Origin of the sequence: Gordonia otitidis, assembly GCF_020735545.1 — a bacterium.
GTDB classification, from domain to species: Bacteria; Actinomycetota; Actinomycetes; order Mycobacteriales; family Mycobacteriaceae; genus Gordonia; species Gordonia otitidis.
The window spans coordinates 3,376,192-3,393,288 of record NZ_CP085974.1 but is presented as its reverse complement, the minus strand read 5'-3'; the positions used below and the strand labels follow the sequence as shown (position 1 = coordinate 3,393,288).

The window sequence follows — 17,097 nt, the reverse complement described above, 5'->3', positions numbered from 1 at the left end:
AACAATCGCACGATCAAGGAGACACGACCATGAAAACCAAAGCCGCAGTTCTGATGGGCGAGGGCAAGCCGTTCGAGATCATGGAACTCGACCTCGACGGACCCAAGGAAGGCGAGGTGCTGATCAAGTACACCGCCGCGGGCCTGTGCCACTCCGACCTGCACCTCACCGACGGCGACCTGCCGCCGCGCTATCCGATGGTCGGCGGGCATGAGGGATCGGGAATCATCGAGGAGATCGGTCCCGGCGTGACGAAGGTCAAGCCCGGCGACCACGTGGTCTGTTCGTTCATCCCCAACTGCGGAACCTGCCGCTACTGCTCGACGGGCCGACAGTCGCTGTGCGACATGGGCGCAACCATCCTCGAGGGCATGCTTCCCGACGGGACCTTCCGCTTCCACGGCAACGGGCAGGACTTCGGCGGGATGTGCATGCTCGGCACGTTCAGCGAACGCGCGACCATCAGCCAGCACTCCGTGGTCAAGGTCGACGATTGGCTGCCGCTCGACAAGGCGGTACTCGTCGGGTGCGGCGTGCCGACCGGCTGGGGGTCAGCGGTCTACTCCGGCAACGTCCGCGCGGGCGACATCGTGGTCATCTACGGCATCGGCGGTATCGGTATCAACGCCGTCCAGGGCGCGGTGCACGCCGGAGCAAAATATGTCGTCGTCGTCGACCCGGTGGCGTTCAAGCGCGACACCGCCGTGAAGTTCGGCGCCACACACGCCTTCGCATCGGCAGCAGAGGCGCAGGAGAAGATCACCGAACTGTCCTGGGGCCAGGGCGCCGACGCCGCGATCGTGACCGTCGGCACCGTCGACGAGGACGTCGTATCCGCGGCGATCGGGTCCGTCGGCAAGGGCGGCCAGGTGGTGATCGTCGGCCTGTCGAGTCCGGCGAAGTTCACGGTCCACTGGCCGGGCATCGACCTGACCCTCAACGAGAAGACCATCAAGGGTTCACTCTTCGGGTCGGCCAACCCGCAGTACGACATCATCCGCCTGCTGCGTCTGTACGACGCAGGTCAGCTCAAGCTCGACGAACTGGTCACCCAGACCTACACACTCGAGCAGGTCAATGAGGGCTACCAGGATCTGCGCGACGGCAAGAACATCCGCGGTGTGATCATCCACGACTCCTGATCACACCTGTCTCCCAGACTCGGCCCGGATGCGATGGAATTCCTCGCATCCGGGCCGTTCCATGTCACGATGGTGCCCCGGTCGTCGCGAAGCGATTATCCTCACCGCATGCAGGTGGTCAGCCCCACCACGCGCGCCGCGGTCCGCGCCGAGCTCGCGCGCATCGTGCGGCGTCCCGCGGACACGCTCGGCGTGCTCGCATTCAACGCCGTTCTGGTATTGCTGCTCTGGTATCTGGTGCCCCGATCGTGGTTCTTCACCTTCACCGGCCCCGAAGGTCTGCCCTACGCGCTCGCCGGATGGATGTATGCCGACGTCTGCGCCACCAACATCCTGACGCCCGACCGTGATCGGGCACTGGCAGCACTCGATGACCCGGCAGCGTTGACGAGTCTGTTACGCGCGAAGACGCTCGGTGTCTGGTTGCTCGTCGGACCCGCGTGCACGGCGATCGCCGTCGCGATCGCGCTCACCACCCACACGCACTGGCGCTTCGTGACCGAGGTGATCGTCGCGGTTGCGGTGGTCCCCTTCGGTGCGCTGGCGATGAGCAGTCTCGTCGGGATCGTGTTCCCCTACCATCAGCGGTCACTGCGCTGGCGGTGGCGGAACCGGCACCGATTCCGGCAGGTGGTGGTGCGCTGGATCGTCCTGCTGGTCGTGCCCTACGCGGCATACCCGGTGGCGTTCGGCCTGATCGTGCTCGTGCCGGTGGGCCTCTGGCGTCTGCTGCGCAGGCAGACGTGGAGTGCAACCCTGTCCGACGGCGAGTTCGCACTGTGCGTGAGCCTTGCCGTGCTCGTCACTGCTGCCATCTGGTACTTCTCACATCGCATCGGGGTGCGTTGGGTCGCCTCACATCGAGAACGCCTGCGCGAGTACCTGCTCGACGTCGACCGCGGCTGAGCCGATCAGTGATCGGCAGGCGCCACGCGAATGCGGTTGCCGTCGAGATCCTGCGCGACGAACGTTAGTCCGAAGACCTCCTCACGCGGAGGTTCGACAATCTCTACACCCTTGCCCACCCACTCCTCGTGCAGTGCACGTGTCTGCGCGTCGTCGTCGACGAGGATTCCGATCTCGAAGCGCGGCAACCCGTCTCGAGACAGTTCGCCCGCCTTCTCGCTCCACAGGGCCAGCACCACGCCGTCCCCGAGTTCGAAGATCGCGTACCGGTCGCTGAGCATCGTGGCCTCGGCGCCGAAGAGTTCCCGGTAGAACGCGACCGCCATGGCGGTGTCGGAGACTCGGACCAGGAATTGGTTGGGCAGCGGCATCGGCACACACCTTTCTCTCGTTGTCGGTCGTAGCGACGCTAGGACTTCAAGTCGACTTCAGGTCAAGTGGCGCTCCGGGGTGCTTGAATTGCGGTATGAAGCAGGTCAGGTCCGCAGACGGAACGCCGATCGCATGCGGCACCGTGGGGACCGGGCCCGTGGTCGTCGTGGTCAACGGAGCGATGTCCACGGCATCCGACGCACGGGGTATCGCCGATGCCCTCGCCGGCCAGGGGTTCACCGGCGTGGTCTACGACCGGCGGGCTCGCGGCGAGAGTGGCGACACCCGTCCGTATGTTCCCGAGCGCGAGGTCGAGGATCTCGCGGCGGTCATCGAGGCTGCCGGGGGCCGTGCCGCGGTGCTCGGGCACTCGTCGGGCGCGATACTGGCTCTGTTCGCGACATCGCGCGGGGTGCCGATCGAGCATCTCTTCCTGTCCGAACCACCCTTCCGATTCGGGATGGGCGAACCCGATCCCACCCTCCCCGAACGGTTACAGCAACTCGTCGACGACGGTCACCGCGGTGAGGCCGTGACGACGTTCCAACTCGAGGGCGTGGGGCTGCCGAAGGAGATCGTCGAGCAGATTCGATCCAGCCCGATGTTCGACGGGCTGGTCGCCATCGCACAGTCGGTCGTCTACGACGCCACCATCGCGCGGGACCTGTCAGACCCGACTGCGGAGATGTGTGCCGTGCGAACACCGACAACGGTCCTGTTGGGAGCGGAGACGTTCCCGCTGCTGGAGGCTGCGGCACCGCGTGTCGCCGATGAACTCAACTCGGCAGAACTCGTCCGCGTTCCGGAGTCCGTCGGGCATCGCGTCGATCCCCTCGCCACGGCTCGCGTCGTCGCTGAACGCTGGCCCGTCTGATCGCCCGTCCGTTCACCGCTCGTCAGCCCGTCTCCCCCGCCATCCCGGTCGAGACCCTGTCACCGCCCCGCTGGGGCAGGATGAACCAGGCAGCCGCACTTCCGACGACGAGAAAGGCTGCGCCGACCGCGAATCCCATCCGCAAACCGTCACGGGGCACCTCGTATCCGCTGGCGATCGTCACCAGCACCGCCAGGCCGATCGTGCCACCGAGCTGACGTGAGCTGTTCACCACTGCGGACGCGATTCCGACGTCTGCCTGCGCGACTCCTCCGGTGGCCACCGTGCCGACGAGAACCATCGCGCCGCCGATCCCGACCGCGGTGACGGCCGATGGCGCCACGATGCCGAGCCAGAAGTCGAAGTGCGCAGGCATCATCGCGAACATTCCGAGACCGACAGCGGCGAGCACTCCGAGGATGACGATCGCGATCCGGGGACCCAAGAGAGCGGAAAGACGTTGCGCAGCTGCTATTCCCACCACGACGAAGACGCAGAAGGGCAGGAACAGAACGCCGGTCAACGCGCTGTCGACATCCCACACCGTCTGGATGTACAGCGAGCAGAAGTAGAACGCGGCCAGCTGACCCGCTGCGACCATGAATCCGAAGGTGTTGGCGCCCAGTACACTTCGACGCTTCACCAACGAGGGCGGCATCAGCGGATTATCGGCCGACCGCTCGATCACCACGAACGCGAGCAACAACACCGCCGCACCGACGAATCCCGTGATCGCCTGCCAGGAACCCCAGCCCCGATCACCACCGGAGCTGACAGCGAACACGAGCGCGGCCACCGCGACGGTCACCGTGACCGCCCCTAGCACGTCCAGTCGCCGGGTGCGGGCTCCATCGGTGCGCGGAACACCTCGAAGCGCAGTCACCACTGCGACCGCGATGATGGGGACGTTCACCAACAGCACGGCACGCCACGACCACCACTCGGTCAGAACTCCGCTGAGCACAACACCCAACGCACCGCCCGCAGCACCAGCGCCACCCCACAATCCCATGGCGCGCTTGCGGACGGCGGGGTCGTCGATCGTGGTGACGAGGGCAAGCGATGCGGGCGCGAGCAGGGCTCCGGCGACCCCTTGCACCGCGCGCGCCGCGACGAGAACTCCTGCGTCCACTGCACACCCACCGGCGATGCTCGCAACCGCGAAGACGACGAGCCCGAACAGAACGGTCCTGCGCCTGCCCCACAGGTCGCCGATCCTGCCGCCGAGCAGCATGAACCCGGCAAAGGTCGCCAGGTACGCGGTGACCACCCACTGCAATCCGGCAGCAGTGAAGCCCAGATCGGCGCGGATCGTGGGCAACGCGATGTTGACCAGCGAGATGTCCAGCGCCACAAGGAATTGGAGCAGAAACACCGTCGCGATCAACGCTCCGCGGTGCTGCATGTCCCGAATCGTCGTCGACTGCGCCATCGTCACCCTGCTTCCCGTTGGTCGATGTGATCACGTACGCGTACGTTTTCGTACACGTACGTGATGCTAGCGCGTGACCGCTTCCTCGCCAAGGGCCAGTCGGTGCGGGAGGATGACAGGATGCCCGCAGCCCGATCCCTTCATCTCGACGAGATCGTCGAGGCAGCCATCCGGATCCTCGAGCGCGAGGGCCCGGACGCACTGAGCATGCGACGGCTGGCCGTCGACCTCGGCACCAAACCGATGACGCTCTACAACTACGTGCCCAACAAATCGGCGCTCCTCGGTCTGGCGTTGAGTGAGGTGGCAGCACGCATTCCGTGGGACGCACCCTCCGGAGCACCGCGCGAGCGCATGATCTCGGTCGCCGTCGACATGTACGAGAAGATGCGCGGAATCGGATGGCTGGTCCCGATCCTCCGCGACGGCACCACCGTGGGCACGCCCGCCCTCGCGCTCGCCGACACCTTTCTCGCCGCGGCACTCGAACTCGGGATGACTCCGACCGCAGCACTCAGTACCTGGCGTTCGGTCTGGTATCTCGTCGCGTCCGAACTCCAGTGGCAGGACACGTTGTCCCGACGCTCCGCCGAGGAGAAGTCATGGTTCGAGCGCATCGACGCAACCGAACTCGACGACTATCCGACGATCCGTAGCCTCCTGCCCGCATGGCCCCGGTACTCCGCGGGGTTCGACCTCCGCGACGCGATCACCGCACAGGTCGACGGCATGCTCGCCCGGCACGCGACAGGTGTCGACAGCTAGGCCGTTTGTCGTGGCTCACCAGTCAGTAGTTCCAATACGGCATGCAACAGCACATTGATGCCGTCGGCGCACGCGTTCGGTGTGGAGTACTCGCGCGGGTTGTGGCTGATGCCGTCGTAGAGCCCGGGAACGAATATCATCCCCGCTGGGCACAATGCGCCGATTTCACCGGCATCATGACCTGCCCCGGAGGTGATCTCCTCGTGTGTCAGACCGAGGTCCGACGCTGCCTTGGCGACCAGGTCTTGCATTTCTTGTGGAAACCGGACGGGGGCGGTCTGGGCGGTGACCTTCATCGAAATCGCCGTGCCGGTGCGTGCTTCTACGGTACTCAGGTACTCGACAAGGTCGACGAACGACCGTTGCATCGCCGACTCGTCCCGGTTCCGGAGGTCGACTGTCATCAAGACGTGAGATGGCACGATGTTGACCAGGTTGGGCTGGACCTCGTGCCGCCCGACCGTCGCTAGCATCGCGCCATAGTTGCCGGAGACAACCATGTCTTCCAGTCGGACTCGTATGAGTGCCGCGGCCAGTGCCGCGTCGTGGCGCAATGAATGTGGAGTCGCGCCGGCATGTGCTGCGCGCCCCGAGATCTCGACCTCCAGCCAGGTGATGGCTTGCACTCCGCGAACGACACCGATCTGGACGCCGCGCCCCTCGAGGATCGGGCCCTGCTCGATGTGGCACTCGAGGTATGCGAACGGCACCTCGGGCATCGGCACCGGCTGGTGCCCGACGAGACCGTGGCGATCGAGCTCTTCCCCGACGGTCACTCCGTGTCGGTCGGTGAGCGTACGGGCCTGCGACAACGGGATTCGTCCGGCAGCGGTCGCGCTCCCCAGCATGTCGGTACCGAATCGTGCGCCCTCTTCTTCTGTGAAGATCGCGATCTCAAGTGGCCGTCGGGTATCTATCCCGTGCTCATTCAACGTGCGGACTATCTCCAGACCGCCCAACACACCCAGGCAACCATCGAAGCGGCCCGCGGTGGCCACACTGTCGATGTGGCTGCCGACGAGTACCGGTGGCAAAGAGTCGTCCAGACCGCGACGCCTCGCGAACACGTTGCCGATCTGGTCGGTTCGGATCTGCAGGCCCGCTTCGGCAATCCATCGCAGCACCAAGTCACGTCCCAGCATGTCGGCATCACTGAGGGCCAGTCGAAGAACGCCATGCAGACCCGTCTCCTCATCCAGATAGGCACCCACAGTTCCGAGTTCGGACAACGCCGTCCACAATCGATCGGAGTCGATTCGCAGCAGTTCGATGTCGAGAGCCTCGGTCGACATCAGGCCGTCCGCTCCGCGGTAGCTCCAGCTGCCGGCGCGGCTGTGGTGTCCGAACCAGTTGTCGTGTCCGAACCAACCAATGCCCGGTATCCCGCCTGGTCGGTAGCGCCCTCGGTCGAAATGATCAGCACAGAATCCGTTGACGAGAGTCCAAGCGCTGCAGCGTGTGCGAGCAGGCCACCGAGTCCAGCAGCACCGCTCTCGCCGGATACGATGGAGTCCTGGGCGAGGAGACGCATCGCAGTGGTCACCTGGTCGTCGGTGATGGTGACGAATGTTCGGTACCCGGCAGAGACGTCCGGCCACGCGACGAGTGACGGTGTACCACAATTGAGTCCTGCCATTATCGATCGCTGCGGTCCGGGAATGGTTGTAATCGAACCTTTCTCGATACTCGTCGTCATACAGTCCGCCTCGGTTGGCTCCACCCCGACGAGGTGAGTCCCGGTGGAGCGCGCGAAGGCGCGAGCGACAGCGGCCGCGAACGCCCCGACTCCAACCTGGGCGGCGATCACCGTCGGCGTGGCAAGGCCTCGTGCGGCGAGTTGATCGCGAGTCTCGGCGAGCATGGTCGAGTAACCTTCGACCACCCAGCCAGGCGTGTCAGTGTAACCATCCCACGATGTATCCGAGACGACCAGCGTTGTCTCCGATGCTTGCGCTGCGCTGTGGGAGACTGCGTCGTCATATCCGCCGTCAATCATCAAGACAGTGGCGCCTTCTGCTTCGATCGCAGATATCCGGTCGGCCACCATGTCATGCGGGACAATAATTTTCGATTGCAGTCCGAGCATTGATGCCATCCGAGCGACGGCTCGTCCGTGATTGCCGTCGGTGGCGGCGCACAGGCAAAGATTGGAACCCTGTAGGCGTTCGGTCAGTGCGGAGAGGGTCGGGATCTCCTCGGACGTGGCTCCCAAATGGTGGAGAAGTGCACGATAGGTGGCCCACGACGCACCGAGCACCTTGAACGACGGCATGTCGAATCGGTCGGACTCGTCCTTAACGTGGACATGTTTGACCCCAAGCCTTCTCGCTGCATGTGGTGCCTCGACGAGAGCGGTTGGACGGTAGCCCGGCAGGCTTTGATGGAAGCGCGCCGGCAGTTGTGTCGTCGGGCCAACTCGTGTGGGTGCATGGAACCGATTGGTGACGAGTCGAGGTGGCTGCACTGTGGATCCTCCTTGGTGGATGCCCTCAATCTAGTAATTTGTAGGACAACAGTCAAGATACTGGTTCGGTTGCATCTGTTACTCTGCAACGAACAGCACAGCGCGCTGCGCAAGCCGGTTTGCCTGCGGAGAAGGAGCTATGGATGGCGACGTCGCCGAAGCCCGTGCAGAACAAGGACATTTCGCGAATACGCTCTCGACGGCCGCTGCAGTCGGAGATCAGGGAAGCAATTCTCGGGGAGTACATACTTTCTGGCCGTCTGCGCCCCGGCGACAAAATGCCTTCGGAAACCGAACTCTGCGACATCTTTGGCGCGTCACGTGTCACGATCCGTACCGCTATGCAGGGGCTGAAAGATGCTGGGTACATTCGGATCGTCCGTGGCTCGGGATCGTGGGTACTGCCCCGGCCCGAGTCCATCCACTCCGGTCTCGACCGGCTGGTTTCTTTCGACTTGTTCGCGTCAGACTCGGGGAAGAAGATCGGGTCGGGGGAGGTCGAGATCGTTCACCTGCTCGCCGGCGAGGACGCATGCACGGAGGTCTTCGGTGCTGCAGTCGGTTTCACCAAAGTCAGTCGAACGAAGCTGATTGACGATCGGGTCGTGGCGTTCATCGTTGACTACGTTCCTGACGAGGTCGTGACGACGGAGGAAATGCGGAGCGCATTTCGCGGTTCGGTGCTCGATGTCCTGCTCGATCGCGGTCTTGCAGCATACTCGGACTGCCAGATAACCCCGGTGGTGGCGGATGAGCAGATGTCCAAGCGGTTTGGCGATGAACAGCTTGCTCTCTTGCAACTGAGTGAGCTCACGAGAGATGAATCCGGAACCATTGTGAATCGCAGTGAGTCCTGGTTGAGTCCGGCTGCCTTCACCTTTCAACTGCGCCGACGGAGGGATGGGTGATCCGCGTCATCGAGCGGCACTGAGCAGCGTCGTGAAGATGGCGTGATAACCCATTACGCCCGTACGTAATTCGTCCATCGAGATCGACTCGTCCACAGTGTGCGCGGCGGCAGGGTCTCCCGGGCCGAATCCGATTGTCGGAATCCCGCGCCGTGCGGCGCTCTCGGAACCATGTGTGCAGAACGGCCAGATATCCGCCTTCGTGGAGAGACCACGGCGTCCAAATGCTGTGAGTATGTCAGCGACCGGCCAGCGATCTGGCGGTTGAAACCACGCCGACGCAAAGATGGGGGCAACGACCTCGAAGCCACGCCACGTTGTCCATTCTGCTTGAGCCAAGCTGACGCTGACGTGCGCATTGTTCTGTTGTGCAACGGGATACACGGTCGAGTTGATCTCGTCGAGTATATCCGACGCCGTCTCTGAGAGAACCGTCCGTCTGTCGAAGACCGCGACGCACTCCGAGGGAACCGTCGATTGGCTCGGGTAGGGTTTGGAGGTGATGCTGACCAGCGTCAGTTGTCCGGTACCCAGCGCGCGGTCCGTGCGAAACTCGATGGCGCGCAGCGCGTGAACAATGTCGGCCATGACTTCGACCGCGTTGGTGCTTGATTCGGGGAATGCCGAGTGTCCGGCGACTCCGGTCACCGTGATGACGATCTCGGCTCGTCCGCGTTGGCCGATGCGCAGGATGCCGTCAGACGGCTCGCCGATCACCACCACGTCCGGTGCGATATCGTCGAGGATTCGGCCCAATGATGGCCCTTCCGCGAGTTCCTCGTCGATCGACCCCGCGATGATCAGAGAACCCGTTGCTGCTGGATCGCAGATCAGCATATCGGCGGCGTGTATGGCTGCGGCCAACGGCCCCTTGGTATCTACGGCACCCCGACCGACGATTCGATCACCGATCCGTACCCCCTTCGGGGAATACCGCCACTGTGATCGATCCCCGATCCCGACGGTATCGACGTGGGCGTCGAACAGCAGGGTCGGACCCGGACCGAAGTCGATCCGTCCGGTGGTATTGCCCCAATCGTCGGTCACGACGTCGAACCCCCGGTTGGCGAGCAACCGAGCCAGCGTCTGAGCCGCGGCACCCGAGTCCGGCGAGACGCTCGGTGAGTCGATCAGTGTGAGAAGTGTTGTGGTCACGTCAGGCACAGAAAGCCGGGCGCGACGCTGCTGAATCTCGTCGGTCATGCGGTCTGACTGCTCACTGCATGGGTTGACTGTGCACCAGTGATCAGCCCAGGGCGGGCTCCGGTATGTTTGCCGTTCTCCCAGACGGGGATTCCGCCGATCACTACGAGATCAACCCCAGGAGGCGTCTGATGCGGATCCCGATACGTGGCGGTATCGATGTACTGATCTGGGTCGATGACCACGAGATCGGCGCGCTTGCCTGGTGCGATCTCGCCTCGGTCGCTCAGTCCCAGAAGGTGGGCGGGCCCGGTACTCATTCGGCGGATTGCCTCTGGCACAGTAATGAGCCTCTCGCCCAGCGCAAGTCGGCCCAGCACCCGTGGCGCGGTCCCATAGAGACGGGGATGCGGGTGTGAACTGAAGACGCCATCAGAACCGATCATGGCCCCCGACGATGAAAATATGGAGCGGACCACGGTTTCGGTCGAATAGTGATCGATCATGCATGCGTCGAGTTCGGTGTCTCGCAGGATGTCGATCACAGCGAATGCGGGATCGGTATTTGTGTCGTCGGCGATGTGAGCAATGGTCTTCGAGACCGTGCTCGTGCGGGGTTCGGCAGCTTGCGTGATGACGATGTTCTCCGGCCCGCACGCCGCGAAAAGGTTCTCCCAACCGGGCAAACCGGAGTGCATATGTCGTGCGATCCGTTCACGTTCGGTTCGGTCGGATAGCCGCTCAAGGGCAGATTCCGGGCCACCGTCGAAGACGTATCCAGGTAGCAGTGCAGAGAGGAGCGTGCTCCCAGCACCGTAAGGATACTGATCGCAGGTCAATCGAATTCGGTCCTGCGCAGCCGAAAGCATATGTAACAGGTCGGAAAGCAGTTCCGGAACGCCGACGAGTTTGACGTGGGACACGTGCAACGCGGCACCGGTCTGTTCGCAGATCCGAACGAACTCATCGATCGACTCGATGACACCGGCCGCCTCGTTGCGTACGTGAGGGATCAGAGGAACATCGAACGCGGCGGCGACCTCGGAAATCTCGCGCAGCTCGTGGATGTCCGCATACAGACCGGGCGCGTAGATCAGGCCGAACGAGATTGCACGAGCGCCTGCCGAAAGTGACTCAGCAACGAGGTCTTTCATCTCGGAGAGCTCACGTCGGTCGGGTGCGCGATTGGCGTTGCCCAACACGGTCTCCCGAATGGAACTGTGTGGAACGCAGCTGATCTGGTTGACACTCGGACGGGCATTCTGGAGAGCGTCGAGATATGACTGCATCGATCGCCAGTGCCACGGAGCGTTCTCGCTCGGTTCGAGCCCTTGCAAATATCGACGGCGCGTACCAAGGGTCTCGTCGCTGAGCGGTGCCGGGCCCAGGCCATCCGGGCAGATGAGTTCTGTGGTGAATCCCTGCGCGACCTTCGGCGAGAGGAGCGGGTCGTCGAATGAACGCAGTGCGGAGTGAGCGTGCAAGTCGATGAAGCCGGGACACAGGAGTCGGCCCGTTGCGTCGACCTCTCGGGCGGTCGAGCCCACCGGCAGATCGCGGCCCACCGCAACGATCAAGCCGTCGTCAACGAGAACGTCGGCGCGGTGGATTCCATTGGTGGTGACGACGTCGGCATGTCGGATTGCGAGTGCTGCGTCCATGACGAAAGGCTCCTAATTTGTAGGACAACTGCTTTATGACTACCACGATGGCAGGCACTTGGCGATCCCTAACCGGCGCCCGTCGGGCGCTTGTTAACTCTGTGTCACGACGCTGAAACTTTGCCAGACAGCTATTGACAGTTGTCCTACAACTGGCGATATTCAGAACAACTCGCACGATCAAATCAGTGTGAACATCGACCGAAAGAGCGTTACACATGAGCCGACGCATACTGCTCAGCGGCGGGATGGTTGTCACGGAGGCAGGCGTCAGAGCCGCCGACGTGCTGATCGTTGATGAGATGATCGCAGAGGTGGGCAAAATTCGGCATGACACGATTGCCGACACCGAGATCATCGATTGCACTGGGTATTACGTTCTGCCCGGAGGAGTCGATGCGCACACGCACATGGAGTCGCGATCGTTCGCCGAGCCCACGTCGGACGACTTCTTCACCGGCAGTCGGGCGGCTGTGGTCGGTGGCACGACCACGATCATCGACTACACCGCCCAGCTTCCCGGCGCTTCCGTCTGGGACTCCGTGCAGGAGCACGCATCTCAGGCGCAATCAAAGTCAGTAATCGACTGGGGACTGCATGCGCAGATCGCCCGGATCGACGACACGCTCAAGTCTCAACTGAGAGACCTCGAAGCTTCGGGCATCACCAGCGTCAAGGCCTTCATGGCTTATCGGGGTTCGATCATGCTCAATGACGGCGAGCTGTTCGAGGTTCTCCGTGATGCCGGAAGTCTCGGCATTCAGGTCTGCGTTCACGCGGAGAACGGAGACATCATCGACGTGCTTGCGCGAGACTTGGTGGCCAGAGGTGTCACCGGTCCAGTCGGACACTTGTTGTCCAGACCGCCCGAAAAGTCCTCACGCTGCGCATCCGCGATCAGCCGAGCCGATTCCGAAGTCGACATGTGAACGAGGTACAGAGGGGTGTCGGCCATTCGCGAGATGCGGATGGCCCGTGCGACTGCTTCGGCCTCGGTTGGCCGGTATCTGCGGAGACGTGTACGCACTATCTGACTCTCGGCCCAGAGCTCTACTCGCAACCAGGCTTCGAGGGTGCGAAGGCGGTGCTCACGCCGCCCTTGCGCGAGGCTGAACATCGCGAGGCGCTCTGGGGTGCACTCAGAACCGGTGTGATCATGCTCGTCATCTGGTCGGCGGGGGTGGTAACCGGGGAAATCACGCCTGAGCAGTTCGTGACGACAACCGCTGCGGAACCGGCTCGTCAATTCGGAATCTATCCAAAGAAGGGTGTGATCGCGCCGGGGTCCGACGCCGACATCGTTGTATTGGATGCTGCCGGCGAAACGAGTATCAGCGCGACACGTCAAACACAGCGAGTCGATTACACATTGTGGGAAGGGTGGACGGTTAGTGGTCGTATTGCGTGGGTGTTCTCCCGCGGAGACAAGCTCGTCCGTGACGGATCGCTGACCAGTGAAGCCGATAGGGCCGGACGGGGGCATTACCTGACGCGCGCATCCGCAGGAGCTGCTCACAGACAAACGACAGATCTTTCGAGAGGTATCTGATGGTGCAATCAAATGAGAACGACGACCGGTGGTCGATCTCGAATCGGATGTCGCGATATCTTCGATCTTGTGACATCACCAAAGATGTAGACGAGATCATCACACACTTCACGCCGACGGCGGTATGGGAGGGAGTGGGAAAGAACGTTGGATTCGGCCGAGCAGTAGGCCATGACCAGATTCGTGCCCACTTCTCTCAGGTCTTTGACCGTCAACCGTTCACATTGCACTACATAGCCAATTCCATTGTCGATGTAAATGGTGATATCGGCTCCGGCACGTGGATGTGCCTGGAGCCCACCGCAATTCGAATGGGCACGCTGCCAGCGTGGGTGGGACTTGACTACGCAGTCGAGTTTTCCCGGGTGGATGACCAGTGGCTCATTACTCATCTCCGAGTTGACACCCTGTTCGCAACCCCATATCACGTCGGATGGGTCGCGGACAGATTCACCGACATGCTCGCCGAGGAACCTCACGCAGAAGTTGGTGAGCGTCGCGATGAACACGCAGAAGGATAGGAGCAGCATGACAAACGAAACAGCAGACGAACCGATGATTCCGCTGGCCGACATACCCATCATCGACATTTCTGATTTACATTCTCCGGAACTCTCGAAGCGCATGGCGGTTGCTCGTCAGCTAGACGAAGCCAACCGGAGAATAGGATTTCTGGTCATCACCAATCATGGTGTGAGTACTGATCTTATTTCCGCAATGCATGAGAGCTCCGAGGAGTTCTTTCGCCAGCCTGCGGAGTACAAGGAGCAGGCGGCGATCAAAGATCCAAACATCAGTCGTGGTTACATCCCCCCGAAAGCTCGTTCGCTTGCGGCGTCGAGCTCGGGTTATGGGGAAAGAGACTACGTAGAATACTTCGCAATGGGGTCGCCGAAGCTCACGGGAGCCGGCCTGTTCGACCATGCCAATGTGTGGCCACCTGATTCTGACGATATGCGGTCCATATGGGAACAGTATTTCGCTGCGATGGAAGACCTGACTGCGACCCTGCTAAGAGGCTTCGCACTTGCGCTTGGCGTCGATGAGGACTACTTCACCGAATCCTGTGACCGCCACTGCTCGGTCCTATTCGCGAACGGATATCCGCCGGTGTCTGACCAGACCGTACCGAACGAGATTCGGTTGGGACGTCATACCGACTACGGCAGTATCACCATTCTCTATCGCGATGAACGGCCCAGCGGATTGCAGGTCCTTCAAGATGGCGAGTGGCGATCCGTGCCGGATATTCCCGGTGCATATGTGGTGAATGTCGGCGATCTCCTCGCGCGCTGGACCAACGATCGTTGGGTCTCGACGGTGCACCGAGTCGCGAATCCGCCGGTACTTCATCACGGAAATCGACGGCTGTCGATCCCATTCTTTCATCAACCCAACGTCGATGCGGTTATCAGGGCGATCCCTACCACGGTCGGCGCAGACGGCGAGAAGTATTTGCCCATCACATCGGGCGAGAACTACCTCGAAAAGACGCAGCTGTCGACCGCCGGCAAGTCCTGACGTGAGTGCTCACGCGATGCAGCGAGTACTCGTGATCAATCCGAACTCCAGCCCGGAGATGACAGAGTCGATCGCATGGTCGGCCCGCAGTGGCAGTGAGGGCGTTCATGTTGACGTCGTGAGTATTGCGAATGCACCAGCCGGTATCAATGATTCGGCCGATGAACGCGCCGCGGTGAACGCATTGACCAACTCCCCAGTGCTCGCGACGCTTGACGACAATGACCGGGTGATCCTTGCGTGTTTCGGAGACCCGGGAGTTGCTGAGCTTCAACAGATCACGACAACCCCGGTGGTGGGCATCGCCAAGCAGACGTTGCTCGAGGTCGCTCGCGTCCACGGCACATTCGCGATTCTGGCTGCATCGGCCGCTGCAGAGATGATCATGAAGTCCTTGGTGGCCGACTACGGTCTCGATTCCTCATGCAGAGGAGTTGTCTCGGTGGGTCTCGACGCGGAGACTCTCGCTCTGGGTCACGACGAGCACTTCGCGCTCATCGAACAGCGAGTGATGGAACTTGTCGCCGATAGCGATGCGGCGTGTGTGGTGCTCGGCTGTACCGCATTGGGGCCGTTGTCGCTACGCCTCTCATCAAGTGCCGGAATTCCGGTAATCGACGCGGTGCACACTGCGGTGCGCCTCGCGGCCCCATCTCACTGAATCCGATCTTCCCAAGGCCGACGCTGCTCGTGGGACTCGAGCGGACAGATCGTTCGCAAAGTCTGAAAGGAAAGTATGACTGCCACAGCGGTTCCTGACTCGAACTCAGGACTCACCGAATCCGACAGTATCAGCTTGAAAAATGACGACCTGGCTCCGGTTCCGAAACAGCAACGGACCTGGGGTGCGTGGAACTACACGGCCCTGTGGTTGGGGATGGTGCACAACATCTTTGGCTTCGCTGTCATCGGAAGCCTGATGGGTACTGGCCTATCGGCGATGCAGGCACTCGTTGCCGTGTTGATCGCATGTCTGATCCAAGTAGCCTTCCTGATCGTCACAGGTAGAGTTGGCAGTAGATTTGGAATCCCGTTTCCAGTCTGGGCGAGATCGGCTTTCGGAATATTCGGCAGCAATGTTCCTGCGATTCTGCGTGGTCTTACAGCGATCTTTTGGTTCGGTATTCAAAATTACCTGGGTGCGTCTGTACTGAATGCTCTGTTCGGCGAAGTATTCGACTTCTGGAAAAATCTTGGCGGCAGCTTCATGGGGATGAGCTCCGGAATGTGGATCAGCATCATCTTGTTCTGGGCTCTCAGTTTCACTGTTGTGCGTCACGGTATCAACACGATCAGGCGGTTCGAGGTCTGGGCGGGTCCGATGGTTCTTGTCGTCATGACGATCCTGGTTGTGTGGGCGATCAATGCAAGCGGTGGGCTCGGGCCGGTCTTTGATAGTTCGCATGCAAGCCATGCCACGGTGTCAAGCTTCGTTGCGTATGGACTCATTCCCGCTGTGGCGGCGTTCATGAACTCAGGGTTCATCACGATGATCCTGAACTATCCAGATGTTTCCCGCTTTGCCAAATCAAATAAGTCTCAAACCATTGGCACCCTAATCGGGCTGCCCATCGGTACTGTTATTTACTACGGCATGTCGGCGATAATAGTCTCGGGAACGCAGGCCAAGTATGGCAAAGAAATCTGGGATCCCGGATCAGTACTCACCGCGATCGGCCACCCAGTCGTCACGATAGTCGGTGCCGTCCTGCTGGCAGTCGCGACTCTGTCAGTGAATATTCCGGCGAATCTGATATCCCCAGCGTATGACTTGGTCAACCTCTTTCCTCGTATATTCACATTCAAGACTGCGTCAATCGTGGCCATCATCATCGCATTCGCTTATTGCCCATGGGTATGGATGCGCAACGAGGAGGGGCTCTACGACCTGCTTGCAAACCTTGGCACCTTCCTCGGACCCGCCACGGGTATTATGGTCGCAGACATGGCCATCCGGCGAGGTCGACTCGATGTCGATGCACTCTATGAGTTGCATGGACGATACCGTTACTTCGGTGGCTTTAACCCCGTGGCCCTGGGAGTGCTGGTTCTGACAACAGCGGGTGTGTTGATGCTGAAGTTCATTCCGGACCTATCTCAGCTGTATGTGTACAGTTGGTTCATCTCGGTGGTGGTGGCCGGTGTTCTCTACTATTGTGCGGCCAAATGGGTGGGCCGCGACGATCAGAGCACGCTCGGTCGGGGCATGACTCCGAGCGGCAGCTCCGGAGAGGAACTGGCAGAAGGCAGCCTCTGGTGAGCCGCGGCCCACGTGTGACTCCGACTGATGTGCGCGTCAAGGTGATCGTGCCATTCCCACTCTCAGCAGAAGGCGTCGCACTGCGGGCCCAGCAGGTGCC

The 17,097-nt window shown here is 61.6% G+C and carries 17 protein-coding genes; 11 read left to right on the top strand and 6 right to left on the bottom strand.

Features of this window, described 5'->3' with window-relative positions; all coding sequences use genetic code 11:
* The first annotated feature begins 29 nt into the window (after positions 1-29).
* A complete protein-coding gene (locus tag LK459_RS15575; RefSeq protein ID WP_007236614.1) occupies positions 30-1,142 on the top strand; it encodes an NDMA-dependent alcohol dehydrogenase in 1,113 nt (370 codons plus the stop codon).
* 108 nt (positions 1,143-1,250) lie between these two features.
* A complete protein-coding gene (locus LK459_RS15570; protein WP_227919401.1) occupies positions 1,251-2,048 on the top strand; it encodes a hypothetical protein in 798 nt (265 codons plus the stop codon).
* A gap of 5 nt (positions 2,049-2,053) precedes the next feature.
* Here LK459_RS15570 and LK459_RS15565 read toward each other — a convergent pair whose 3' ends face one another.
* Complete coding sequence (locus tag LK459_RS15565) at positions 2,054-2,419, bottom strand: VOC family protein (RefSeq protein ID WP_227919400.1); 366 nt, start codon at positions 2,417-2,419, stop codon at positions 2,054-2,056.
* A gap of 95 nt (positions 2,420-2,514) precedes the next feature.
* Between LK459_RS15565 and LK459_RS15560 the strand changes: the two genes are divergently transcribed.
* A complete protein-coding gene (locus tag LK459_RS15560; protein ID WP_227919398.1) occupies positions 2,515-3,294 on the top strand; it encodes an alpha/beta fold hydrolase in 780 nt (259 codons plus the stop codon).
* A 22-nt stretch (positions 3,295-3,316) separates the two neighbouring features.
* On the opposite strand, the gene LK459_RS15555 is transcribed toward LK459_RS15560, so the two are convergent.
* Complete coding sequence (locus LK459_RS15555; RefSeq protein ID WP_227919397.1) at positions 3,317-4,726, bottom strand: MFS transporter; 1,410 nt, start codon at positions 4,724-4,726, stop codon at positions 3,317-3,319.
* Positions 4,727-4,846: 120 nt separating this feature from the next.
* Between LK459_RS15555 and LK459_RS15550 the strand changes: the two genes are divergently transcribed.
* The gene (locus tag LK459_RS15550) at positions 4,847-5,491 is read left to right on the top strand and encodes a TetR/AcrR family transcriptional regulator (RefSeq protein ID WP_227923789.1); all 645 of its coding nucleotides are present in this window, start codon (positions 4,847-4,849) and stop codon (positions 5,489-5,491) included.
* On the opposite strand, the gene LK459_RS15545 is transcribed toward LK459_RS15550, so the two are convergent.
* Together LK459_RS15545 and LK459_RS15540 are read right to left on the bottom strand one after the other, a co-directional pair.
* The gene (locus LK459_RS15545) at positions 5,488-6,783 is read right to left on the bottom strand and encodes an allantoate amidohydrolase (protein WP_227919395.1); all 1,296 of its coding nucleotides are present in this window, start codon (positions 6,781-6,783) and stop codon (positions 5,488-5,490) included. The two genes, LK459_RS15550 and LK459_RS15545, sit on opposite strands and share 4 nt — an antisense overlap.
* Positions 6,783-7,955: a diaminopropionate ammonia-lyase gene (locus LK459_RS15540; RefSeq protein WP_227919394.1), complete on the bottom strand. Its 1,173-nt coding sequence runs from the start codon at positions 7,953-7,955 to the stop codon at positions 6,783-6,785. The genes LK459_RS15545 and LK459_RS15540 overlap by 1 nt, the downstream gene beginning before the upstream one ends.
* A 143-nt stretch (positions 7,956-8,098) precedes the next feature.
* Between LK459_RS15540 and LK459_RS15535 the strand changes: the two genes are divergently transcribed.
* Positions 8,099-8,863 carry a GntR family transcriptional regulator gene (locus LK459_RS15535; protein WP_227919393.1) on the top strand — a complete coding sequence of 255 codons (765 nt, stop codon included), beginning with the start codon at positions 8,099-8,101 and terminating at the stop codon, positions 8,861-8,863.
* Between the two features lie 6 nt (positions 8,864-8,869).
* Here the strand turns inward: LK459_RS15535 and LK459_RS15530 are convergent, their stop codons facing one another.
* Positions 8,870-10,066 carry a M20/M25/M40 family metallo-hydrolase gene (locus LK459_RS15530; protein ID WP_227919391.1) on the bottom strand — a complete coding sequence of 399 codons (1,197 nt, stop codon included), beginning with the start codon at positions 10,064-10,066 and terminating at the stop codon, positions 8,870-8,872.
* Positions 10,063-11,667 carry an N-acyl-D-amino-acid deacylase family protein gene (locus LK459_RS15525; protein ID WP_227919389.1) on the bottom strand — a complete coding sequence of 535 codons (1,605 nt, stop codon included), beginning with the start codon at positions 11,665-11,667 and terminating at the stop codon, positions 10,063-10,065. The genes LK459_RS15530 and LK459_RS15525 overlap by 4 nt, the downstream gene beginning before the upstream one ends.
* A 218-nt stretch (positions 11,668-11,885) precedes the next feature.
* Here LK459_RS15525 and LK459_RS15520 point away from each other — a divergent pair, with 218 nt between their 5' ends.
* From LK459_RS15520 to LK459_RS15495, 6 genes are all read left to right on the top strand, one after another.
* Positions 11,886-12,596, top strand: coding sequence for an amidohydrolase family protein (locus LK459_RS15520; RefSeq protein WP_227919382.1), 711 nt, complete (start codon positions 11,886-11,888; stop codon positions 12,594-12,596).
* 155 nt (positions 12,597-12,751) lie between these two features.
* The gene (locus LK459_RS15515) at positions 12,752-13,216 is read left to right on the top strand and encodes an amidohydrolase family protein (protein WP_227919381.1); all 465 of its coding nucleotides are present in this window, start codon (positions 12,752-12,754) and stop codon (positions 13,214-13,216) included.
* Positions 13,216-13,737 (top strand): nuclear transport factor 2 family protein, encoded by a 522-nt coding sequence (locus LK459_RS15510; RefSeq protein WP_227919379.1) that lies wholly within the window; start codon positions 13,216-13,218, stop codon positions 13,735-13,737. The genes LK459_RS15515 and LK459_RS15510 overlap by 1 nt, the downstream gene beginning before the upstream one ends.
* 7 nt (positions 13,738-13,744) lie before the next feature.
* Positions 13,745-14,737, top strand: a complete 993-nt coding sequence (locus tag LK459_RS15505; protein ID WP_227919377.1) for an isopenicillin N synthase family dioxygenase — start codon at positions 13,745-13,747, stop codon at positions 14,735-14,737.
* Positions 14,619-15,398 carry an aspartate/glutamate racemase family protein gene (locus LK459_RS15500; RefSeq protein ID WP_322590787.1) on the top strand — a complete coding sequence of 260 codons (780 nt, stop codon included), beginning with the start codon at positions 14,619-14,621 and terminating at the stop codon, positions 15,396-15,398. The genes LK459_RS15505 and LK459_RS15500 overlap by 119 nt, the downstream gene beginning before the upstream one ends.
* 75 nt (positions 15,399-15,473) lie before the next feature.
* Entirely contained in the window at positions 15,474-16,997 is a 1,524-nt protein-coding gene (locus LK459_RS15495) for an NCS1 family nucleobase:cation symporter-1 (protein ID WP_227919376.1), read from the top strand.
* Positions 16,998-17,097: the final 100 nt, after the last annotated feature.

Excerpts from the sequence above, each read along its gene's own strand:
- LK459_RS15505 (WP_227919377.1), top strand. The coding sequence starts at position 13,745 with ATGACAAACGAAACAGCAGACGAACCGATGATTCCGCTGGCCGACATA.
- LK459_RS15545 (WP_227919395.1), bottom strand. The coding sequence starts at position 6,783 with ATGTCGACCGAGGCTCTCGACATCGAACTGCTGCGAATCGACTCCGAT.
- LK459_RS15495 (WP_227919376.1), top strand. The coding sequence starts at position 15,474 with ATGACTGCCACAGCGGTTCCTGACTCGAACTCAGGACTCACCGAATCC.
- LK459_RS15560 (WP_227919398.1), top strand. The coding sequence starts at position 2,515 with ATGAAGCAGGTCAGGTCCGCAGACGGAACGCCGATCGCATGCGGCACC.
- LK459_RS15575 (WP_007236614.1), top strand. The coding sequence starts at position 30 with ATGAAAACCAAAGCCGCAGTTCTGATGGGCGAGGGCAAGCCGTTCGAG.
- LK459_RS15535 (WP_227919393.1), top strand. The coding sequence starts at position 8,099 with ATGGCGACGTCGCCGAAGCCCGTGCAGAACAAGGACATTTCGCGAATA.
- LK459_RS15530 (WP_227919391.1), bottom strand. The coding sequence starts at position 10,066 with ATGACCGACGAGATTCAGCAGCGTCGCGCCCGGCTTTCTGTGCCTGAC.
- LK459_RS15550 (WP_227923789.1), top strand. The coding sequence starts at position 4,847 with ATGCCCGCAGCCCGATCCCTTCATCTCGACGAGATCGTCGAGGCAGCC.
- LK459_RS15510 (WP_227919379.1), top strand. The coding sequence starts at position 13,216 with ATGGTGCAATCAAATGAGAACGACGACCGGTGGTCGATCTCGAATCGG.
- LK459_RS15525 (WP_227919389.1), bottom strand. The coding sequence starts at position 11,667 with ATGGACGCAGCACTCGCAATCCGACATGCCGACGTCGTCACCACCAAT.
- LK459_RS15500 (WP_322590787.1), top strand. The coding sequence starts at position 14,619 with ATGCGGTTATCAGGGCGATCCCTACCACGGTCGGCGCAGACGGCGAGA.
- LK459_RS15565 (WP_227919400.1), bottom strand. The coding sequence starts at position 2,419 with ATGCCGCTGCCCAACCAATTCCTGGTCCGAGTCTCCGACACCGCCATG.
- LK459_RS15555 (WP_227919397.1), bottom strand. The coding sequence starts at position 4,726 with ATGGCGCAGTCGACGACGATTCGGGACATGCAGCACCGCGGAGCGTTG.
- LK459_RS15570 (WP_227919401.1), top strand. The coding sequence starts at position 1,251 with ATGCAGGTGGTCAGCCCCACCACGCGCGCCGCGGTCCGCGCCGAGCTC.
- LK459_RS15520 (WP_227919382.1), top strand. The coding sequence starts at position 11,886 with ATGAGCCGACGCATACTGCTCAGCGGCGGGATGGTTGTCACGGAGGCA.